The sequence below is a fragment of the Salmonella sp. SAL04157 genome (assembly GCF_046551635.1).
GTDB lineage: Bacteria > Pseudomonadota > Gammaproteobacteria > Enterobacterales > Enterobacteriaceae > Salmonella > Salmonella enterica.
The window spans coordinates 179,053-195,067 of the sequence record NZ_JBGDVS010000002.1; the positions used below are offsets into that span (position 1 = coordinate 179,053).

Annotated in this window: 13 protein-coding genes and 1 tRNA gene; 10 read left to right on the forward strand and 4 right to left on the reverse strand. The window is 47.4% G+C overall.

The window, feature by feature from the left end; translation table 11 throughout:
- Positions 1–275 precede the first annotated feature (275 nt).
- Together putP and phoH are read left to right on the forward strand one after the other, a co-directional pair.
- Positions 276–1,784, forward strand: a complete 1,509-nt coding sequence (gene putP, locus ACLJRE_RS04405) for a sodium/proline symporter PutP (protein ID WP_001018467.1) — start codon at positions 276–278, stop codon at positions 1,782–1,784.
- Between the two features lie 892 nt (positions 1,785–2,676).
- Positions 2,677–3,465, forward strand: coding sequence for a phosphate starvation-inducible protein PhoH (phoH, locus tag ACLJRE_RS04410; protein WP_000533527.1), 789 nt, complete (start codon positions 2,677–2,679; stop codon positions 3,463–3,465).
- Positions 3,466–3,570: 105 nt separating this feature from the next.
- Here the strand turns inward: phoH and ACLJRE_RS04415 are convergent, their stop codons facing one another.
- From ACLJRE_RS04415 to ACLJRE_RS04425, 3 genes are all read right to left on the reverse strand, one after another.
- The gene (locus ACLJRE_RS04415) at positions 3,571–4,452 is read right to left on the reverse strand and encodes a MurR/RpiR family transcriptional regulator (RefSeq protein ID WP_000433674.1); all 882 of its coding nucleotides are present in this window, start codon (positions 4,450–4,452) and stop codon (positions 3,571–3,573) included.
- 285 nt (positions 4,453–4,737) lie between these two features.
- On the reverse strand, positions 4,738–6,234 hold the full coding sequence (locus tag ACLJRE_RS04420; RefSeq protein ID WP_000628083.1) for a sodium:solute symporter: 1,497 nt from the start codon (positions 6,232–6,234) through the stop codon (positions 4,738–4,740).
- Between the two features lie 336 nt (positions 6,235–6,570).
- Positions 6,571–7,251, reverse strand: coding sequence for an N-acetylmannosamine-6-phosphate 2-epimerase (locus ACLJRE_RS04425; protein WP_000054244.1), 681 nt, complete (start codon positions 7,249–7,251; stop codon positions 6,571–6,573).
- A 506-nt stretch (positions 7,252–7,757) separates the two neighbouring features.
- Between ACLJRE_RS04425 and ACLJRE_RS04430 the strand changes: the two genes are divergently transcribed.
- The 4 genes from ACLJRE_RS04430 to ACLJRE_RS04445 all read left to right on the forward strand — a co-directional run bounded on the left by ACLJRE_RS04430 (position 7,758) and on the right by ACLJRE_RS04445 (position 12,335).
- Positions 7,758–8,918: an N-acetylneuraminate epimerase gene (locus tag ACLJRE_RS04430; protein WP_000525757.1), complete on the forward strand. Its 1,161-nt coding sequence runs from the start codon at positions 7,758–7,760 to the stop codon at positions 8,916–8,918.
- Between the two features lie 44 nt (positions 8,919–8,962).
- Positions 8,963–9,655: an oligogalacturonate-specific porin KdgM family protein gene (locus tag ACLJRE_RS04435; protein WP_000700859.1), complete on the forward strand. Its 693-nt coding sequence runs from the start codon at positions 8,963–8,965 to the stop codon at positions 9,653–9,655.
- Between the two features lie 282 nt (positions 9,656–9,937).
- Positions 9,938–11,218, forward strand: a complete 1,281-nt coding sequence (locus tag ACLJRE_RS04440) for an MFS transporter (protein ID WP_000560753.1) — start codon at positions 9,938–9,940, stop codon at positions 11,216–11,218.
- 10 nt (positions 11,219–11,228) lie between these two features.
- Entirely contained in the window at positions 11,229–12,335 is a 1,107-nt protein-coding gene (locus tag ACLJRE_RS04445) for a Gfo/Idh/MocA family protein (protein WP_000988593.1), read from the forward strand.
- Between the two features lie 409 nt (positions 12,336–12,744).
- Here the strand turns inward: ACLJRE_RS04445 and ACLJRE_RS04450 are convergent.
- A tRNA-Ser gene (locus ACLJRE_RS04450) sits at positions 12,745–12,832 on the reverse strand.
- A gap of 235 nt (positions 12,833–13,067) precedes the next feature.
- On the opposite strand from ACLJRE_RS04450, the gene ghrA reads away from it, so the two are divergent.
- The 4 genes from ghrA (at position 13,068) to ACLJRE_RS04470 (ending at position 15,989) form a co-directional block, all read left to right on the forward strand.
- Positions 13,068–14,006: a glyoxylate/hydroxypyruvate reductase GhrA gene (ghrA, locus tag ACLJRE_RS04455; protein ID WP_000402547.1), complete on the forward strand. Its 939-nt coding sequence runs from the start codon at positions 13,068–13,070 to the stop codon at positions 14,004–14,006.
- A gap of 84 nt (positions 14,007–14,090) precedes the next feature.
- On the forward strand, positions 14,091–14,828 hold the full coding sequence (locus ACLJRE_RS04460) for a phosphatase (protein WP_000283646.1): 738 nt from the start codon (positions 14,091–14,093) through the stop codon (positions 14,826–14,828).
- Between the two features lie 23 nt (positions 14,829–14,851).
- The gene (locus tag ACLJRE_RS04465; RefSeq protein ID WP_001001890.1) at positions 14,852–15,406 is read left to right on the forward strand and encodes a molecular chaperone; all 555 of its coding nucleotides are present in this window, start codon (positions 14,852–14,854) and stop codon (positions 15,404–15,406) included.
- Between the two features lie 100 nt (positions 15,407–15,506).
- Entirely contained in the window at positions 15,507–15,989 is a 483-nt protein-coding gene (locus tag ACLJRE_RS04470) for a DUF1097 domain-containing protein (protein WP_023212476.1), read from the forward strand.
- Positions 15,990–16,015 lie beyond the last annotated feature (26 nt).

Below are 16,015 nucleotides of genomic sequence, written 5' to 3' on the forward strand. Positions count from 1 at the left end.
TCTGACGGGGAAAACCATCTGGATTTATTTTCTCTGCGGTAGTTAACACTTTTAAAAGGTGCAACCGCAAAAAATGTGAGAGAGTGCAACCTGGAGAAAAATAGTATCCCTCTGCAATCAAATTTGATGTAAATGGTGTGTTAAATCGATTGTGAATAACCACCGCTTCCGGCAGGATACGGTCGCCCTGGTAAACATAACACCCTTGCCACGTTCCGGCAGGGTACAAAACGGCACGCTACGGTAGTGCCAATAAATAAATTTGGAGAACCTTGATGGCTATTAGCACACCGATGTTGGTGACATTCTGTGTCTATATTTTTGGCATGATATTGATTGGGTTTATCGCCTGGCGCTCAACCAAAAACTTTGATGACTATATTCTTGGCGGTCGCAGCCTGGGGCCGTTTGTTACGGCTTTATCAGCCGGCGCGTCGGATATGAGCGGCTGGCTGTTAATGGGGCTGCCTGGCGCTATCTTTCTGTCGGGGATCTCTGAAAGCTGGATCGCCATTGGCCTGACGTTAGGCGCATGGATTAACTGGAAGCTGGTGGCCGGGCGCCTGCGCGTGCATACCGAATTTAACAATAACGCGCTCACGTTGCCGGACTATTTTACCGGTCGGTTTGAGGATAAGAGCCGAGTCCTGCGTATTATTTCCGCGCTGGTCATTCTGCTGTTTTTCACTATCTATTGCGCGTCAGGTATTGTCGCTGGAGCACGACTGTTCGAAAGCACCTTCGGTATGAGCTATGAAACCGCACTGTGGGCGGGGGCCGCGGCAACCATTATTTATACCTTTATCGGCGGGTTTCTTGCCGTTAGCTGGACGGATACCGTTCAGGCCAGCCTGATGATTTTTGCGTTAATCCTGACGCCGGTGATGGTTATTGTCGGCGTAGGCGGTTTTAGCGAGTCGCTGGAGGTGATCAAGCAAAAGAGCATCGAGAATGTCGACATGCTCAAGGGGCTGAATTTTGTCGCCATTATTTCCCTGATGGGCTGGGGACTGGGTTACTTCGGTCAGCCGCATATCCTGGCGCGCTTTATGGCGGCGGACTCCCATCACAGCATTGTTCATGCGCGTCGTATCAGTATGACCTGGATGATTCTGTGTCTGGCGGGCGCGGTGGCGGTGGGCTTCTTTGGCATTGCGTACTTTAACAATAACCCCGCGCTGGCCGGGGCGGTGAACCAAAACTCAGAGCGCGTATTTATTGAACTGGCGCAGATCCTGTTTAACCCGTGGATTGCCGGTGTTCTGCTGTCTGCTATCCTGGCGGCGGTGATGTCGACGTTGAGCTGTCAGTTGCTGGTATGCTCCAGCGCGATTACGGAAGATTTATATAAGGCTTTTCTGCGTAAAAGCGCCAGCCAGCAAGAGCTGGTATGGGTAGGGCGAGTGATGGTGCTGGTGGTAGCGCTGATCGCCATTGCGCTGGCGGCGAATCCCGATAACCGTGTGCTGGGGCTGGTGAGCTACGCCTGGGCTGGATTCGGCGCGGCATTTGGACCTGTTGTCCTGTTTTCTGTGATGTGGTCGCGTATGACACGTAACGGCGCGCTGGCGGGAATGATTATTGGCGCGGTGACGGTTATCGTCTGGAAACAATATGGCTGGCTGGATCTGTATGAGATCATCCCTGGCTTCATTTTCGGCAGCCTGGGGATCGTAATCTTTAGCCTGCTTGGCAAAGCGCCGACAGCAGCGATGCAGGAACGCTTTGCAAAAGCGGACGCGCATTATCATTCCGCGCCGCCGTCGAAGCTACAGGCGGAATAACCGACATGTCCGATAGCATTATTGCCATCGGACATATTTTACCAGGCGGCGTTATACGCCTGCCTGGTCCTCTGATAAGTCCCGGACCGATTGACTGAAGATGTTCAGGTAAATGAGGACGCTCTCTCAAACTATTTTTAGCCCTTGAGCGCCGTTAACGCGGGCGTAATACATCTCAAGTAATCACTAACTAGCCATATATGAAATCGCCTGTTAATGGTACCAATAGCCTTGACGCAATAGAGTAATGACAAAAATTAAAACGAGTCAGCGTTACTGGCGTAAGTATGCCGCACAAAATTTTGCATAAATAATGCCGTTTTAGCGATGGGAGAGAGGACACGTTAATTACTCCATTTTAACCTTTTATATGTTGAATATTCAATGGGTTATGGATGTTTTCAGCATTAATACCCGCAGTAGCTAATGATTATCTTTTTTAGTCTCCTGCCGATGAAATAATCGTGTAATCTTTCTGTAAGAGACTGACAATGACGCAATAATTTTTGGTTAATGCTTGGTGAATATATTGTTGCATTATTGATGTTTTGTGTTGTACTTAGTAGTAATAGCGGTAGTTCCCCGGCAGTGATGGTCACTCACTATGGAGATCGCGAATGGTAATGTCCGCACCAGGACACATTGTTTACAGTAGTTACAACACCCTGTACGGACATTCTCTCTCCGGTGGTGGTCTTGTCATCTTAAAAGCTCTCATCATTTCCCTTACTGACCATACCCATGACGTCATATGTGGTGCGCGTAGCCGTGTGTGGCGTCGTTTCAAAAAGCAAGCTAAGGCTTACAAGGAAGCCAACCCTCAGATGTGTGTGCGCATAATCGCGTTCAAGAGAACGCGGGTGATGTATACCTACAACTCAAGGTGCTATCCATGGGAAGACAAAAAGCAGTGATCAAAGCTCGTCGTGAAGCAAAGCGTGTGTTGAGACGAGATTCGCGTAGTCATAAGCAACGTGAAGAAGAATCGGTCACGTCACTGGTACAGATGGGCGGAGTAGAAGCCATTGGCATGGCGCGCGATAGTCGCGATACCTCTCCTGTTAAGGCGCGAAATGAAGCACAGGCGCATTATCTGAACGCTATCGACAGTAAACAGCTTATTTTTGCGACCGGCGAAGCCGGCTGCGGGAAAACATGGATCAGTGCGGCAAAGGCGGCAGAAGCATTGATTCATAAGGACGTCGAGAGGATCATTGTGACGCGTCCGGTATTGCAAGCTGATGAAGACCTTGGTTTTTTGCCCGGTGATATCGCTGAAAAATTCGCGCCTTATTTTCGGCCCGTCTACGATGTCCTGCTTAAACGGTTAGGCGCGTCCTTTATGCAATATTGCTTGCGCCCGGAAATCGGTAAGGTAGAAATTGCCCCGTTCGCCTATATGCGTGGGCGTACTTTTGAAAATGCGGTCGTGATCCTCGATGAGGCGCAAAATGTGACTGCGGCGCAAATGAAAATGTTTTTGACGCGATTAGGCGAAAATGTCACGGTCATTGTCAATGGCGATATTACGCAATGCGACCTGCCGCGCGGCGTGCGTTCCGGGTTGAGCGATGCGTTGGAACGCTTTGAAGAAGATGAAATGGTAGGGATTGTGCATTTCAACAAAGACGACTGCGTGCGCTCGGCGCTTTGTCAGCGAACGCTTCACGCATACAGCTAATATAGCATTGACTTTCAGAGCCCGGGAAACCGGGCTTTGTTATCTATAAAGCATCCAGCAGACTCATGGACAAAAAAGGAAAATGACGCCTGTACGGGAAAGGAATTATTTTGTCATGTCCAGGGCATTCATTGTCCGTAATTTGCTTTCTCGGGCCTGTTCCGGCGAGGACTGTACAAGAAGGGTATAGAGCAGGTCAAAGACGAAAAGCTGCGCGGCTTTCGTACCGATCGAGTCACCCTGCAACATTCCTTGCCGATTACCATTGATCAGGCAAAAATCGGCCTCTTCACATAATGGAGAACCCAGATTATGGGTAATGGCGACTGTGGTGGCACCAGCCTGTCGGGCCAATCGGAGTGAATGCACTGTTTCTGGCGATGTGCCCGAGTGACTGACACCCATCGCGACATCGCCTGCTTTTAATAGCGTAGCCTGCATGTACATAAAATGGTTATTGCTTACCGCATCGCCCCGTAAACCAATACGCATTAGCTTGTGTTTCATATCCAGCGCCGTGATCCCCGATGAGCCCACACCAAAGATATAAACTGAGTGACAGTGACGTAGGGCGTCCACGACACCGAGAACCTGTTGCATATCAAGCAGATTTAGCGTTTCAGATAATACATTACTAATGGTGTTCTGCAATTTTAAACCAATGGCGTGGGCATCGTCGGATTCGCTAACTTCGGCATCCAGTAGAGGACTACTGTCATCAGACTCGGTAGTGGCAAGTTCAATGGCCAGGTCCATTTTAAAATCCTGAAAACCTTTATAGCCCAGGGTGCGACAAAAGCGAATAACCGTGGCTTCTCCGGCCTGTGTTTCGCGTGACAAATCGGCAATAGATGACTGTGTCACCTGTCTGGGGAAGGCTAAAATATATTGCGCAATACGCTGGGAGGCACGTGTCAGGCTTTTTTGCATAGCACCCAGAGTGTCAAGGATTTTTCCGGGTTTAAGACGTGGGGGTTGAGGCTCCATATAGTTCCTGCTCTTGAGGGCTGATTGCGGCACAAAGCCTGCAATATCGAACAGAGCAGAGCCTATCAAGTCTGCGGCATGAAAAAAAGCGCGATGTAAGTAAAGGAGGGGGAATATTTACATCGCGTTGCCAACTTATGACAGAACATCACTGGAGAGTAATCTGTTTGCTCTTACGGTGTTTATAGCGCGCCATTTGACGGATGGTTTATACCTGGCCCGGTATTGTCGCCCCGGGCGTTGGCGTCACCGTGTGCTGTGTCGGTATAGCGTGGTATCATGAAATCATAATGTCACCTTTGGTTCAGGTTTTTCATCCAGCGTCAATGGCGGTGCCGGGGCAAATAACGGGGCGAAAATAACGCCGCTGATCACCACGCTTAGCGAGCCAATGACCCCATAAAAGAAGAAGTTAAGGTCAGTGGCATAGCGTGCGCCCAGCACGGTAATGACGCTGATAATAATTCCTAAAACCGCACTCCCGGCATTTGCTCGTTTAAAGAAAATGCCCAGCATGAACAGACCGGTCATTGGCCCTCCCATCAGACCTATCAGACTATTAAATGCATCCCAGATTTCTGATTCATCGGCCATGACCAGCCATACCGAGGCCGCACTACTTATTAGGCCCGCGACCAGAATAACTAACTTAGCTATTTTCATACGGTTTTCAGGCGTTCTTTTTTTATGACTCAAACGCTGATAGATATCGGAATTAAAACAACTAGAAATGCTGTTTAAGCTGCTGGAGATACTGGACTGCGCAGCAGCGAAAATAGCGGCGATTATCAACCCTGCAATGCCGACTGGCATTTCGGTGACCACGAATAAGGGTAAAATGCCGCCAGTGTTGAATCCCGCCGGTAATAATTGTGGATGTTGCTGATAGTAGACAAACAATGCCGAGCCGATAGCAAAAAAGAAAACAGGGATCACAGCAACCAGTTTGGCATTTGTAAGTAATGTTTTCTTCGTTTCCTCTATGGAGTCAGTCACGATATAGCGTTGGACCACATCCTGACTGGCAGTAAATTGCTGAATATTGGCAAACAGAAAACCAATAATCAATACAGGTACTGTGCTTTCCGTCCAGCTCCAGTGGAACTGCGTAGCCGGAAAGAATTTATCCGCCTGCTGCGTCACCGTAAAAATTTCACCAATGCCGCCCTGGACTTTGAGACATATCACTATAAAAATCAGTATCGCGCTGCCAGAAAGTAAGAGGCCTTGAATAACATCAGTCCATATTACTCCTTCAATTCCACCCATCCAGGTATAAATGATACACATCACGCTAATCAACAGTACCAAAATCACCGGGTCTATAGCGATGAAGGGGCGCAAGGCCAGCACGGTGAGGAAAGTGATAATGGCGATACGTCCGATATGAAACAACATAAATGACATGCTGGCGAATAGACGGCAGCGCACATCGAACCGTGCTTCGAGATATTCATAGGCTGATGTGACTTTCAATTTCCGAAAAAACGGAATATAGAAATAAAAAACCAGCGGTAAAATTGCGATAGCCAGATACTGACCAATGATAAACGTCCAGTCGGAAGTAAACGCTTTGGCAGGAATTGACATAAATGTAATTGAGCTTAACGTAGTAGCAAATACACTGACCCCAGCCGCCCAACCAGGAACCCGGCCACCACCGCGAAAATAATCGTCTGCTGTTTTTTGCCGTCTGGAAAAATAGACACCGACTAACATCATGGCCAGGAGGTAGCCAAATAATACAAGATAATTAACGATGCCGAAAGAATGTGTAATCATAGTTCTTTCCTGCTTATGGTTTTGAGTAGAGTTGCGGTCATCGTCTGTGTATTTTTATCTTCCCATCATTCAGACGATACGATATTCAGATCAAGTAATAGTTTTTGTTAATCTCAATGACGGTAATCATGAGATGTAAAAGGCAGAACATTTATGCTCCACCAATGGTGATGCCCAGACGTATGTCCTGCCGGATACCTGAAATAGCAGCTATCCGATATTGCGTTCAAACAGGTTTCAGGCCTGGGTATCGTATTTGCCGATAGCATTATTAACGTCGGATCATTCTCTGAGACATAAATATCAATAGTAAGCGTGTTCATTTTCTTTTCCTGTTCAGCGTCTTACTGCATGACTGAACCACTGACAGATATGCTCGATACGGGTGATAGCGGAACCAACGGTAACTGCCCAGGCACCATGCTCAATAGCATTGGCCGCCAGTGCAGGCGTGTTATAGCGCCCCTCGGCAATAACACGACAACCTGCATGGCTCAGTTGCGTCACCATTGCCAAATCTGGCTCAACCGGCGTGATGGGGCCGGTATAGCCAGACAATGTTGTACCAATGAATTCGATTCCTTTCTGATGGCAACTTATGCCTTCATTCACGGTTGAACAGTCTGCCATCGCCAGTAATCCATGCAGGCGAATACGTGTCAGTAAACTATCAATATCAACCGGGCGAGAGCGGAATGAGGCATCAAAAGCGATAATATCGGCACCTGCCTGCGCCAGGGCGTCAACATCCTGTAAATAGGGAGTGATACGGACTGGCGACCCTGTAAGGTCACGTTTAATTATCCCAATAATTGGAACAGAAAGATGGGGACGAACAGTCCGCAGATTCTCAATGCCTTCAATGCGCACAGCGACCGCACCCGCCGAAGCCGCTGCCTGTGCCATTGCAGCCACAATTTCAGGTTTATCCATAGGGCTGCCTGGTACCGGTTGGCATGAGACAATCAGCCCACCGTTTTCGTGTACACTTTGTTCCAGCCTGGCTAATAGTGACATCCAGTTCCGCCTTATATATTTTGAAGTTTTGCTCCGTTTTATGTTATGTTGTGGAGTGTTGCTGCATCAAGCAAAAAGATAGAAAAATGTGAACACAGTCATAAGGTATGTTTGTTATTCAATTACTGCGCAAGCGGATTTGAGGCTATAACCTGAAGCTACAAGACAAATACAATTCATTCTGACGGCAGCATGCTGTATTTTATTAACTGCTTCCGGCATAAAGATAAAATGCTCAGAAGGAGCTTATACGCCACGGGATAGCCAGTATGAAATGCATCACATAATTCTTGTTGTATTTATTCAGAATGCTATCACTAATGAGTTTGGCCATAACAGGTCACCCATAATCACTTCTAACATCACCATGGGGTGCTTTTACCTCGCACATGATAACCCCATGTAATTATTTTTAGCGCTTGGTCACATTTTGTCATTATCATTGTTGAAATTATGCGCCATAAGATCACTAATGATGAAGCTTTACTCCAATTGTATTTCTTCGCATGGGGATGCAGATGAAAAACTTTAAGAAAATGATGACGCTAATGGCGCTATGTTTATCAGTCGCTATCACCACATCAGGATATGCAACGACGCTTCCTGATATACCAGAACCACTGAAAAATGGTACTGGCGCTATTGATAATAATGGCGTGATTTATGTCGGCTTAGGTACCGCAGGGACATCCTGGTATAAAATTGATCTTAAAAAGCAACATAAAGACTGGGAGCGTATAAAGTCGTTTCCTGGTGGAGCTCGTGAGCAATCCGTGTCGGTATTTTTAAATGATGAGCTTTATGTTTTTGGTGGCGTAGGGAAAAAAAACAGTGAATCACCGTTGCAGGTTTATAGCGATGTGTACAAATACTCACCGGTGAAAAATACATGGCAAAAAGTTGACACTATATCTCCAGTTGGATTAACAGGGCATACGGGAGTAAAATTAAACGAAACGATGGTACTTATTACCGGAGGGGTTAATGAGCATATCTTTGATAAGTATTTTATTGATATAGCGGCTGCGGCTGCGGATGAAAGTGAAAAAAACAAAGTCATCTATAATTATTTTAATAAACCTGCCAAAGATTATTTTTTTAATAAAATCGTATTTATCTACAATGCTAAAGAGAACACATGGAAGAATGCCGGTGAGCTGCCAGGCGCGGGGACGGCAGGATCGTCATCGGTAATGGAAAATAATTTCCTGATGCTGATTAATGGTGAGCTCAAACCGGGTTTACGTACCGATGTGATTTACCGCGCCATGTGGGATAACGATAAGCTAACATGGTTGAAGAACAGCCAGTTACCGCCATCGCCTGGAGAACAACAGCAGGAAGGGTTGGCCGGAGCATTTTCGGGCTATAGTCACGGTGTCCTGCTTGTCGGTGGTGGCGCGAATTTTCCGGGAGCAAAACAAAATTATACCAATGGAAAGTTTTATTCCCACGAAGGAATAAATAAAAAATGGCGAGATGAAGTCTATGGTTTGGTTAATGGCCATTGGCAATATATGGGTAAAATGAAACAACCTCTCGGCTATGGTGTATCAGTAAGTTATGGTGATGAAGTTTTCCTTATCGGTGGTGAAAATGCTAAAGGGAAACCTGTTTCGTCTGTAACCTCCTTTACCATGCGTGATGGTAATTTATTAATAAAATAATTTTTAAATACAAAAATAAAGTTAATTGATAAGCGGAGTATTTTATGAAAATCAACAGATATCTTCTGGGTATGGTTTCGTTTATAGCATTTTCATCATATCTACAAGCGGCAACCCTTGATTATCGGCATGAATATGCTGATAGAACCAGAATTAATAAAGACCGTATTGCTATAATTGAAAAACTTCCTAACGGCATTGGTTTTTATGTCGATGCCAGCGTTAAATCGGGAGGAGTAGATGGTGAGCAGGATAAGCATTTAAGCGATCTCGTCGCAAACGCTATAGAACTGGGCGTAAGTTATAATTATAAAGTTACGGACCATTTTGTTTTGCAGCCTGGATTTATATTTGAAAGCGGTCCAGACACTTCAATTTATAAGCCTTATTTAAGGGTGCAATATAATTTTGATTCTGGTATTTATATGGCTGGTCGTTACCGCTATGACTATGCAAGAAAGACAGCTAACTACAATGATGATGAGAAAACGAATAGATTTGATACTTATATAGGTTATGTTTTTGATGAGTTGAAATTAGAATATAACTTTACCTGGATGGATAGCGATCAAATTAAATTTGATAACAAAAAAACAAACTATGAGCATAATGTGGCTTTAGCCTGGAAACTGAATAAGTCATTTACACCATACGTTGAGGTCGGAAATGTAGCGGTGAGAAATAATACCGATGAGAGACAGACCCGTTATCGCGTTGGATTACAATACCACTTTTGAGAAAGGTTAAAGAGTTACTGTACTAATCTTTGCTTAGTATTCATATCGATAATCTTATAGCCCGTGGCTACGTTACAGAACGTTAGACTTTGTCTTGAGTATTCACGTCCTTAACGTAGCTACGAATAAGGATGATAAACAATGAATATACGCTTTACATAGCTACGATCTCAGGCGGTTGTCGGAAAGTGCCGGTTGATAGTGTCTTATTCGGCAATTGATATGACTTAAAAATTAATTCCGTAAGCATTTCAGACGGTAACAGCAAATAAGGGTTTTATTGTGATAGCAAAATTCTTCCCGTGGTATAGCGAGATAACTCGTCCACAAAAAAATGCTTTATTTTCAGCATGGCTGGGTTACGTTTTTGATGGCTTCGACTTTATGCTGATTTTCTACATTATGTATCTGATCAAGGCTGACTTAGGATTGACAGATATGGAGGGCGCATTCCTTGCCACAGCGGCCTTTATTGGGCGACCATTTGGCGGGGCGCTATTTGGTCTGCTGGCAGATAAATTTGGCCGTAAGCCGTTAATGATGTGGTCGATAGTTGCCTATTCTGTAGGTACAGGGTTAAGTGGCCTAGCTTCCGGTGTAATTATGCTGACGCTTAGTCGTTTCATTGTCGGTATGGGGATGGCGGGGGAGTATGCTTGCGCTTCTACTTATGCCGTGGAAAGTTGGCCAAAGCATTTAAAATCTAAAGCGAGCGCATTTCTGGTTTCAGGTTTCGGTATTGGTAACATCATAGCAGCCTACTTTATGCCGTCATTTGCCGAAGCGTATGGTTGGCGTGCTGCTTTTTTTGTCGGTTTGCTACCCGTTCTTTTAGTAATCTACATCCGGGCCAGGGCTCCTGAATCTAAAGAGTGGGAAGAAGCCAAACTCAGTGGTCTCGGAAAGCACTCACAAAGTGCCTGGTCAGTTTTCTCTTTGTCAATGAAAGGGCTATTTAATCGAGCTCAATTTCCACTGACATTATGTGTATTTATTGTTCTGTTCTCTATTTTCGGCGCAAACTGGCCGATCTTTGGTCTACTGCCTACATATTTGGCGGGAGAGGGCTTTGATACGGGCGTGGTCTCTAATTTAATGACGGCGGCGGCATTCGGCACTGTATTGGGAAATATCGTTTGGGGTCTGTGCGCAGATAGAATTGGTTTGAAGAAAACGTTCAGCATTGGTCTTCTCATGTCCTTTTTATTCATTTTCCCGTTATTCAGAATTCCGCAAGATAATTATTTACTGCTGGGCGCATGTTTATTCGGTTTAATGGCGACTAACGTAGGTGTTGGCGGGCTGGTTCCCAAATTTCTCTACGACTACTTTCCTCTTGAGGTTCGTGGTTTGGGTACCGGGCTGATTTACAATCTTGCTGCGACATCAGGCACATTCAATTCAATGGCGGCGACCTGGCTTGGAATAACAATGGGGCTAGGCGCTGCGCTAACGTTCATTGTTGCCTTCTGGACCGCAACAATTCTACTCATTATTGGCTTATCCATTCCGGATAGGCTAAAAGCACGTCGTGAAAGGTTTCAGTCAACAAAAGAATTTTAATAGAGGATAAATGATGACGAAATACGGTGTTGTAGGTACGGGTTATTTTGGCGCTGAACTGGCGCGATTTATGTCTAAGGTTGAAGGAGCGAAAATCACTGCGATTTACGATCCGGTAAATGCGGATCCGATAGCGAAAGAGCTGAACTGTGTCGCCACTGCAACAATGGAGGCGCTTTGTACCCATCCTGATGTGGATTGCGTAATTATTGCTTCACCAAATTACTTACATAAAGCGCCGGTCATTGCGGCGGCTAAAGCGGGTAAACACGTGTTTTGTGAAAAACCTATCGCCTTAAATTACCTGGATTGTAAGGATATGGTTGATGCCTGCAAAGAAGCTGGTGTTACCTTTATGGCGGGTCACGTTATGAACTTTTTTCACGGGGTTCGCCACGCTAAAGCGCTCATCAAAGCCGGTGAAATCGGTGAAGTTACACAAGTTCACACTAAACGTAATGGTTTTGAAGACGTGCAGGATGAGATCTCATGGAAGAAGATTCGCGCAAAGTCAGGCGGGCATCTGTACCATCACATTCACGAGCTAGATTGTACACTGTTCATCATGGATGAAACCCCATCCCTGGTTTCAATGGCGGCGGGGAATGTTGCGCACAAAGGTGAAAAATTTGGTGATGAAGATGATGTTGTCCTAATCACTCTTGAGTTCGAAAGCGGTCGTTTCGCGACACTTCAGTGGGGATCATCGTTCCACTACCCTGAGCACTATGTATTAATTGAGGGCACGACAGGTGCAATTCTCATTGATATGCAAAATACGGCTGGTTATCTAATAAAAGCGGGCAAAAAAACACACTTTCTTGTGCATGAAAGCCAGGCGGAGGATGACGATCGTCGCAACGGTAACATATCCAGCGAGATGGATGGCGCAATCGCTTATGGTAAACCCGGTAAACGTACGCCGATGTGGCTCTCATCAATTATGAAACTGGAGATGCAGTACTTGCATGATGTGATAAACGGTCTGGAGTCAGGCGAGGAGTTTGCTAAATTGCTAACGGGAGAAGCGGCGACAAATGCCATTGCTACCGCTGATGCTGCGACGCTTTCCTCAAACGAGGGGCGCAAAGTAAAACTCACTGAAATTCTTGGCTAAAATTGAAAGCCGGATGGTGGTGTTATTGCCCGGTGGCGCTGCGCTTATGTAGACCGGATAAGGCGCCCGTGAACTGTGCCGCCATCCGGCAATGGACGGGTCACATATAAGCAAAAAGCCCGTACTTCTGTACAGGCTCTCAACTTAAATATGGCGGTGAGGGGGGGATTGACTCGCTGCGCTCGCCCTTCGGGCAGTCTCCTCGCAAGCTCGTCGTCTGTCCAACTGGCTGCGCCGCTATTCAGCCCATCCCTGGGCCTCGCCCCTTCGGGGCCAGAGCAAGCTCTGTTCAAAAACGCTCCCGGCGTTTTTGTGTCGAACCCCGGTCGGGTGTTCTCATCCCCCCTTGGTTTGGGGGATACATATAAGCAAAAAGCCCGTACTTCTGTACAGGCTCTCAACTTAAATATGGCGGTGAGGGGGGGATTCGAACCCCCGATACGTTGCCGTATACACACTTTCCAGGCGTGCTCCTTCAGCCACTCGGACACCTCACCAAATTGTCGCTCCAGCATTACTGGAACGGGCGCTAATGTAGGGAAATATCTTTTCTACGTCAATCAACTTTTTTAAAAAAAAGCGCGTTTATACAAACTTCCACCAATCTGTGGCTTTAATAGGCGAAAACTGCTTTTTTTGCCCGCGCCGGGAAATTTGCTATGCTGCACATCCCGTTGAAAACGCTGATAACAGGCGCAATCACATTCCGCACCATACTGCTCAGGAGATAACATGGAGATAATTTTTTATCACCCGACATTTAACGCCGCCTGGTGGGTAAATGCGCTGGAGAAGGCTCTCCCACATGCGCGCGTTCGTGAATGGAAGGTCGGTGATAACAACCCCGCAGACTATGCGCTTGTATGGCAGCCCCCGGTTGAAATGCTGGCCGGAAGACGCTTAAAAGCCGTCTTTGCGCTGGGCGCGGGGGTGGATGCAATTCTGAGTAAATTAAATGCGCATCCGGAAATGCTGGACGCCTCCATTCCTCTATTCCGTCTGGAAGATACCGGAATGGGCCTGCAAATGCAGGAGTATGCCGTCAGCCAGGTATTACACTGGTTCCGTCGTTTCGATGATTATCAGGCGCTGAAGAATCAGGCGCTATGGAAACCGCTGCCGGAATATACCCGCGAAGAATTTAGCGTCGGTATCATGGGCGCAGGGGTGCTGGGCGCAAAAGTGGCAGAAAGTCTACAGGCGTGGGGGTTCCCGTTACGTTGCTGGAGTCGTAGCCGCAAATCCTGGCCTGGCGTGGAAAGTTATGTGGGGTGTGAAGAGCTGCGCGCTTTCCTGAACCAGACGCGGGTGCTGATTAATCTGCTGCCGAATACGGCCCAAACGGTAGGAATTATTAATAGCGAATTGTTGGATCAATTGCCGGATGGCGCCTACGTGCTGAATCTCGCGCGCGGCGTTCATGTTCAGGAGGCTGATCTGCTGGCTGCGCTTGATAGCGGTAAGCTAAAAGGCGCGATGTTGGATGTCTTTAGCCAGGAACCGTTACCGCAGGAAAGCCCATTATGGCGCCATCCGCGAGTCGCCATGACGCCGCACATTGCGGCAGTCACCCGTCCGGCGGAAGCCATCGATTATATTAGCCGCACAATTACCCAGCTGGAGAAGGGAGAGCCGGTGACGGGGCAGGTGGATCGGGCGAGAGGATATTGACATCAACCCGGCGCGGGCCGGGTTTCGCTAAAAAACGCTGGCGATACCTGCTATCCTTGTCGGAAATGACTACAGGAGAGAGCAATGTATCCCGTTGACCTGCATATGCATACCGTCGCCAGCACTCATGCCTACAGTACTCTGAGCGATTATATCGCGGAAGCCAAACGCAAAGGCATTAAACTTTTTGCGATTACCGACCATGGTCCGGACATGGAAGATGCGCCGCATCACTGGCATTTTATTAACATGCGCATCTGGCCGCGTCTGGTTGACGGCGTGGGGATACTGCGTGGCATTGAGGCGAATATCAAGAACATTAACGGTGAAATTGATTGCTCCGGAAAGATGTTCGACTCGCTGGATCTGATTATCGCAGGCTTTCATGAGCCCGTTTTTGCGCCGCATGATAAAGAAACCAATACTCAGGCGATGATCGCGACCATCGCCAGCGGCAAGGTGCATATAATTAGTCACCCCGGAAATCCAAAGTATCCAGTGGAGGTTAACGCCATCGCGCAGGCGGCGGCGAAACACCATGTAGCGCTGGAAATCAACAACTCTTCTTTTCTGCATTCGCGTAAAGGAAGCGAAGATAATTGCCGCGCGGTCGCTGCCGCCGTACGCGATGCGGGAGGCTGGGTAGCGTTAGGCTCTGATTCCCATACGGCCTTTACGCTTGGCGATTTCACCGAATGCCGGAAAATTCTGGATGCGGTGAATTTTCCGGAAGATCGAATCCTGAACGTCTCGCCGCAGCGCTTACTGGCCTTTCTCGAATCACGCGGTATGGCGCCTGTACCGGAATTTGCCGAACTTTAATCGTTATTTACGGGAAGATATCAATGAATGAGTTTTCAATCCTGTGCCGTGTGCTGGGATCGTTGTATTACCGCCAACCGCAAGATCCTTTACTGGTTCCGCTGTTTACGTTAATCCGTGAAGGTAAACTGGCGGCAAACTGGCCGCTGGAGCAGGATGATATGCTGGCGCGTTTACAGAAAAGCTGCGATATCACGCAGATTTCCACTGATTACAATGCGTTATTTGTTGGGGAAGAGTGCGCGGTAGCGCCATACCGCAGTGCGTGGGTCGAAGGCGCGGAAGAGTCTGAGGTGCGCGCTTTTTTAACGTCGCGAGGGATGCCGCTGGCCGATACGCCTGCCGATCACATTGGTACTTTATTGCTCGCGGCCTCCTGGCTGGAAGATCAGTCTGCCGAAGATGAAAGTGAAGCGCTGGAAACCTTATTTGCCGATTATCTGCTTCCCTGGTGCAATACCTTCCTCGGTAAAGTTGAAGCCCATGCCGTTACGCCATTCTGGCGCACTTTGGCGCCGCTAACGCGTGATGCGATAGGGGCCATGTGGGATGAACTTCAGGAAGAAGATGAAGAATAATGTGATGTAAATCACTTTTAACTGCAACTGGTTTTACATCATTGCATAAAATGTGTGCGTGATCTCATTAATGTGCCGCTTTTCTGTTATGATGCGCGCCATGAACATACTTCTTTCTATTGCTATCACGACGGGCATCCTTTCTGGAATATGGGGATGGGTGGCCGTCTCCCTGGGGTTACTAAGCTGGGCCGGTTTTTTAGGCTGTACGGCTTATTTCGCCTGTCCGCAGGGCGGCTTTAAGGGATTGTTGCTTTCCGCCTGTACGCTGTTAAGCGGTATGGTGTGGGCGCTGGTCATTATTCACGGTAGCGCGCTGGCGCCGCATCTGGAAATTGTCAGTTACGTGTTGACGGGGATCGTGGCATTCCTGATGTGTATCCAGGCAAAGCAGCTATTGCTTTCTTTTGTTCCGGGAACATTTATCGGCGCCTGCGCGACATTTGCAGGGCAGGGTGACTGGCGGTTGGTATTACCGTCGCTGGCGCTGGGGCTAATCTTTGGCTATGCCATGAAAAATAGTGGGCTATGGCTGGCATCACGCCGCGAGCAACATTCAGCGAATACGGCGGTCACAAAATAAAAAAAGCGTGGGGTCTTCCCCACGCT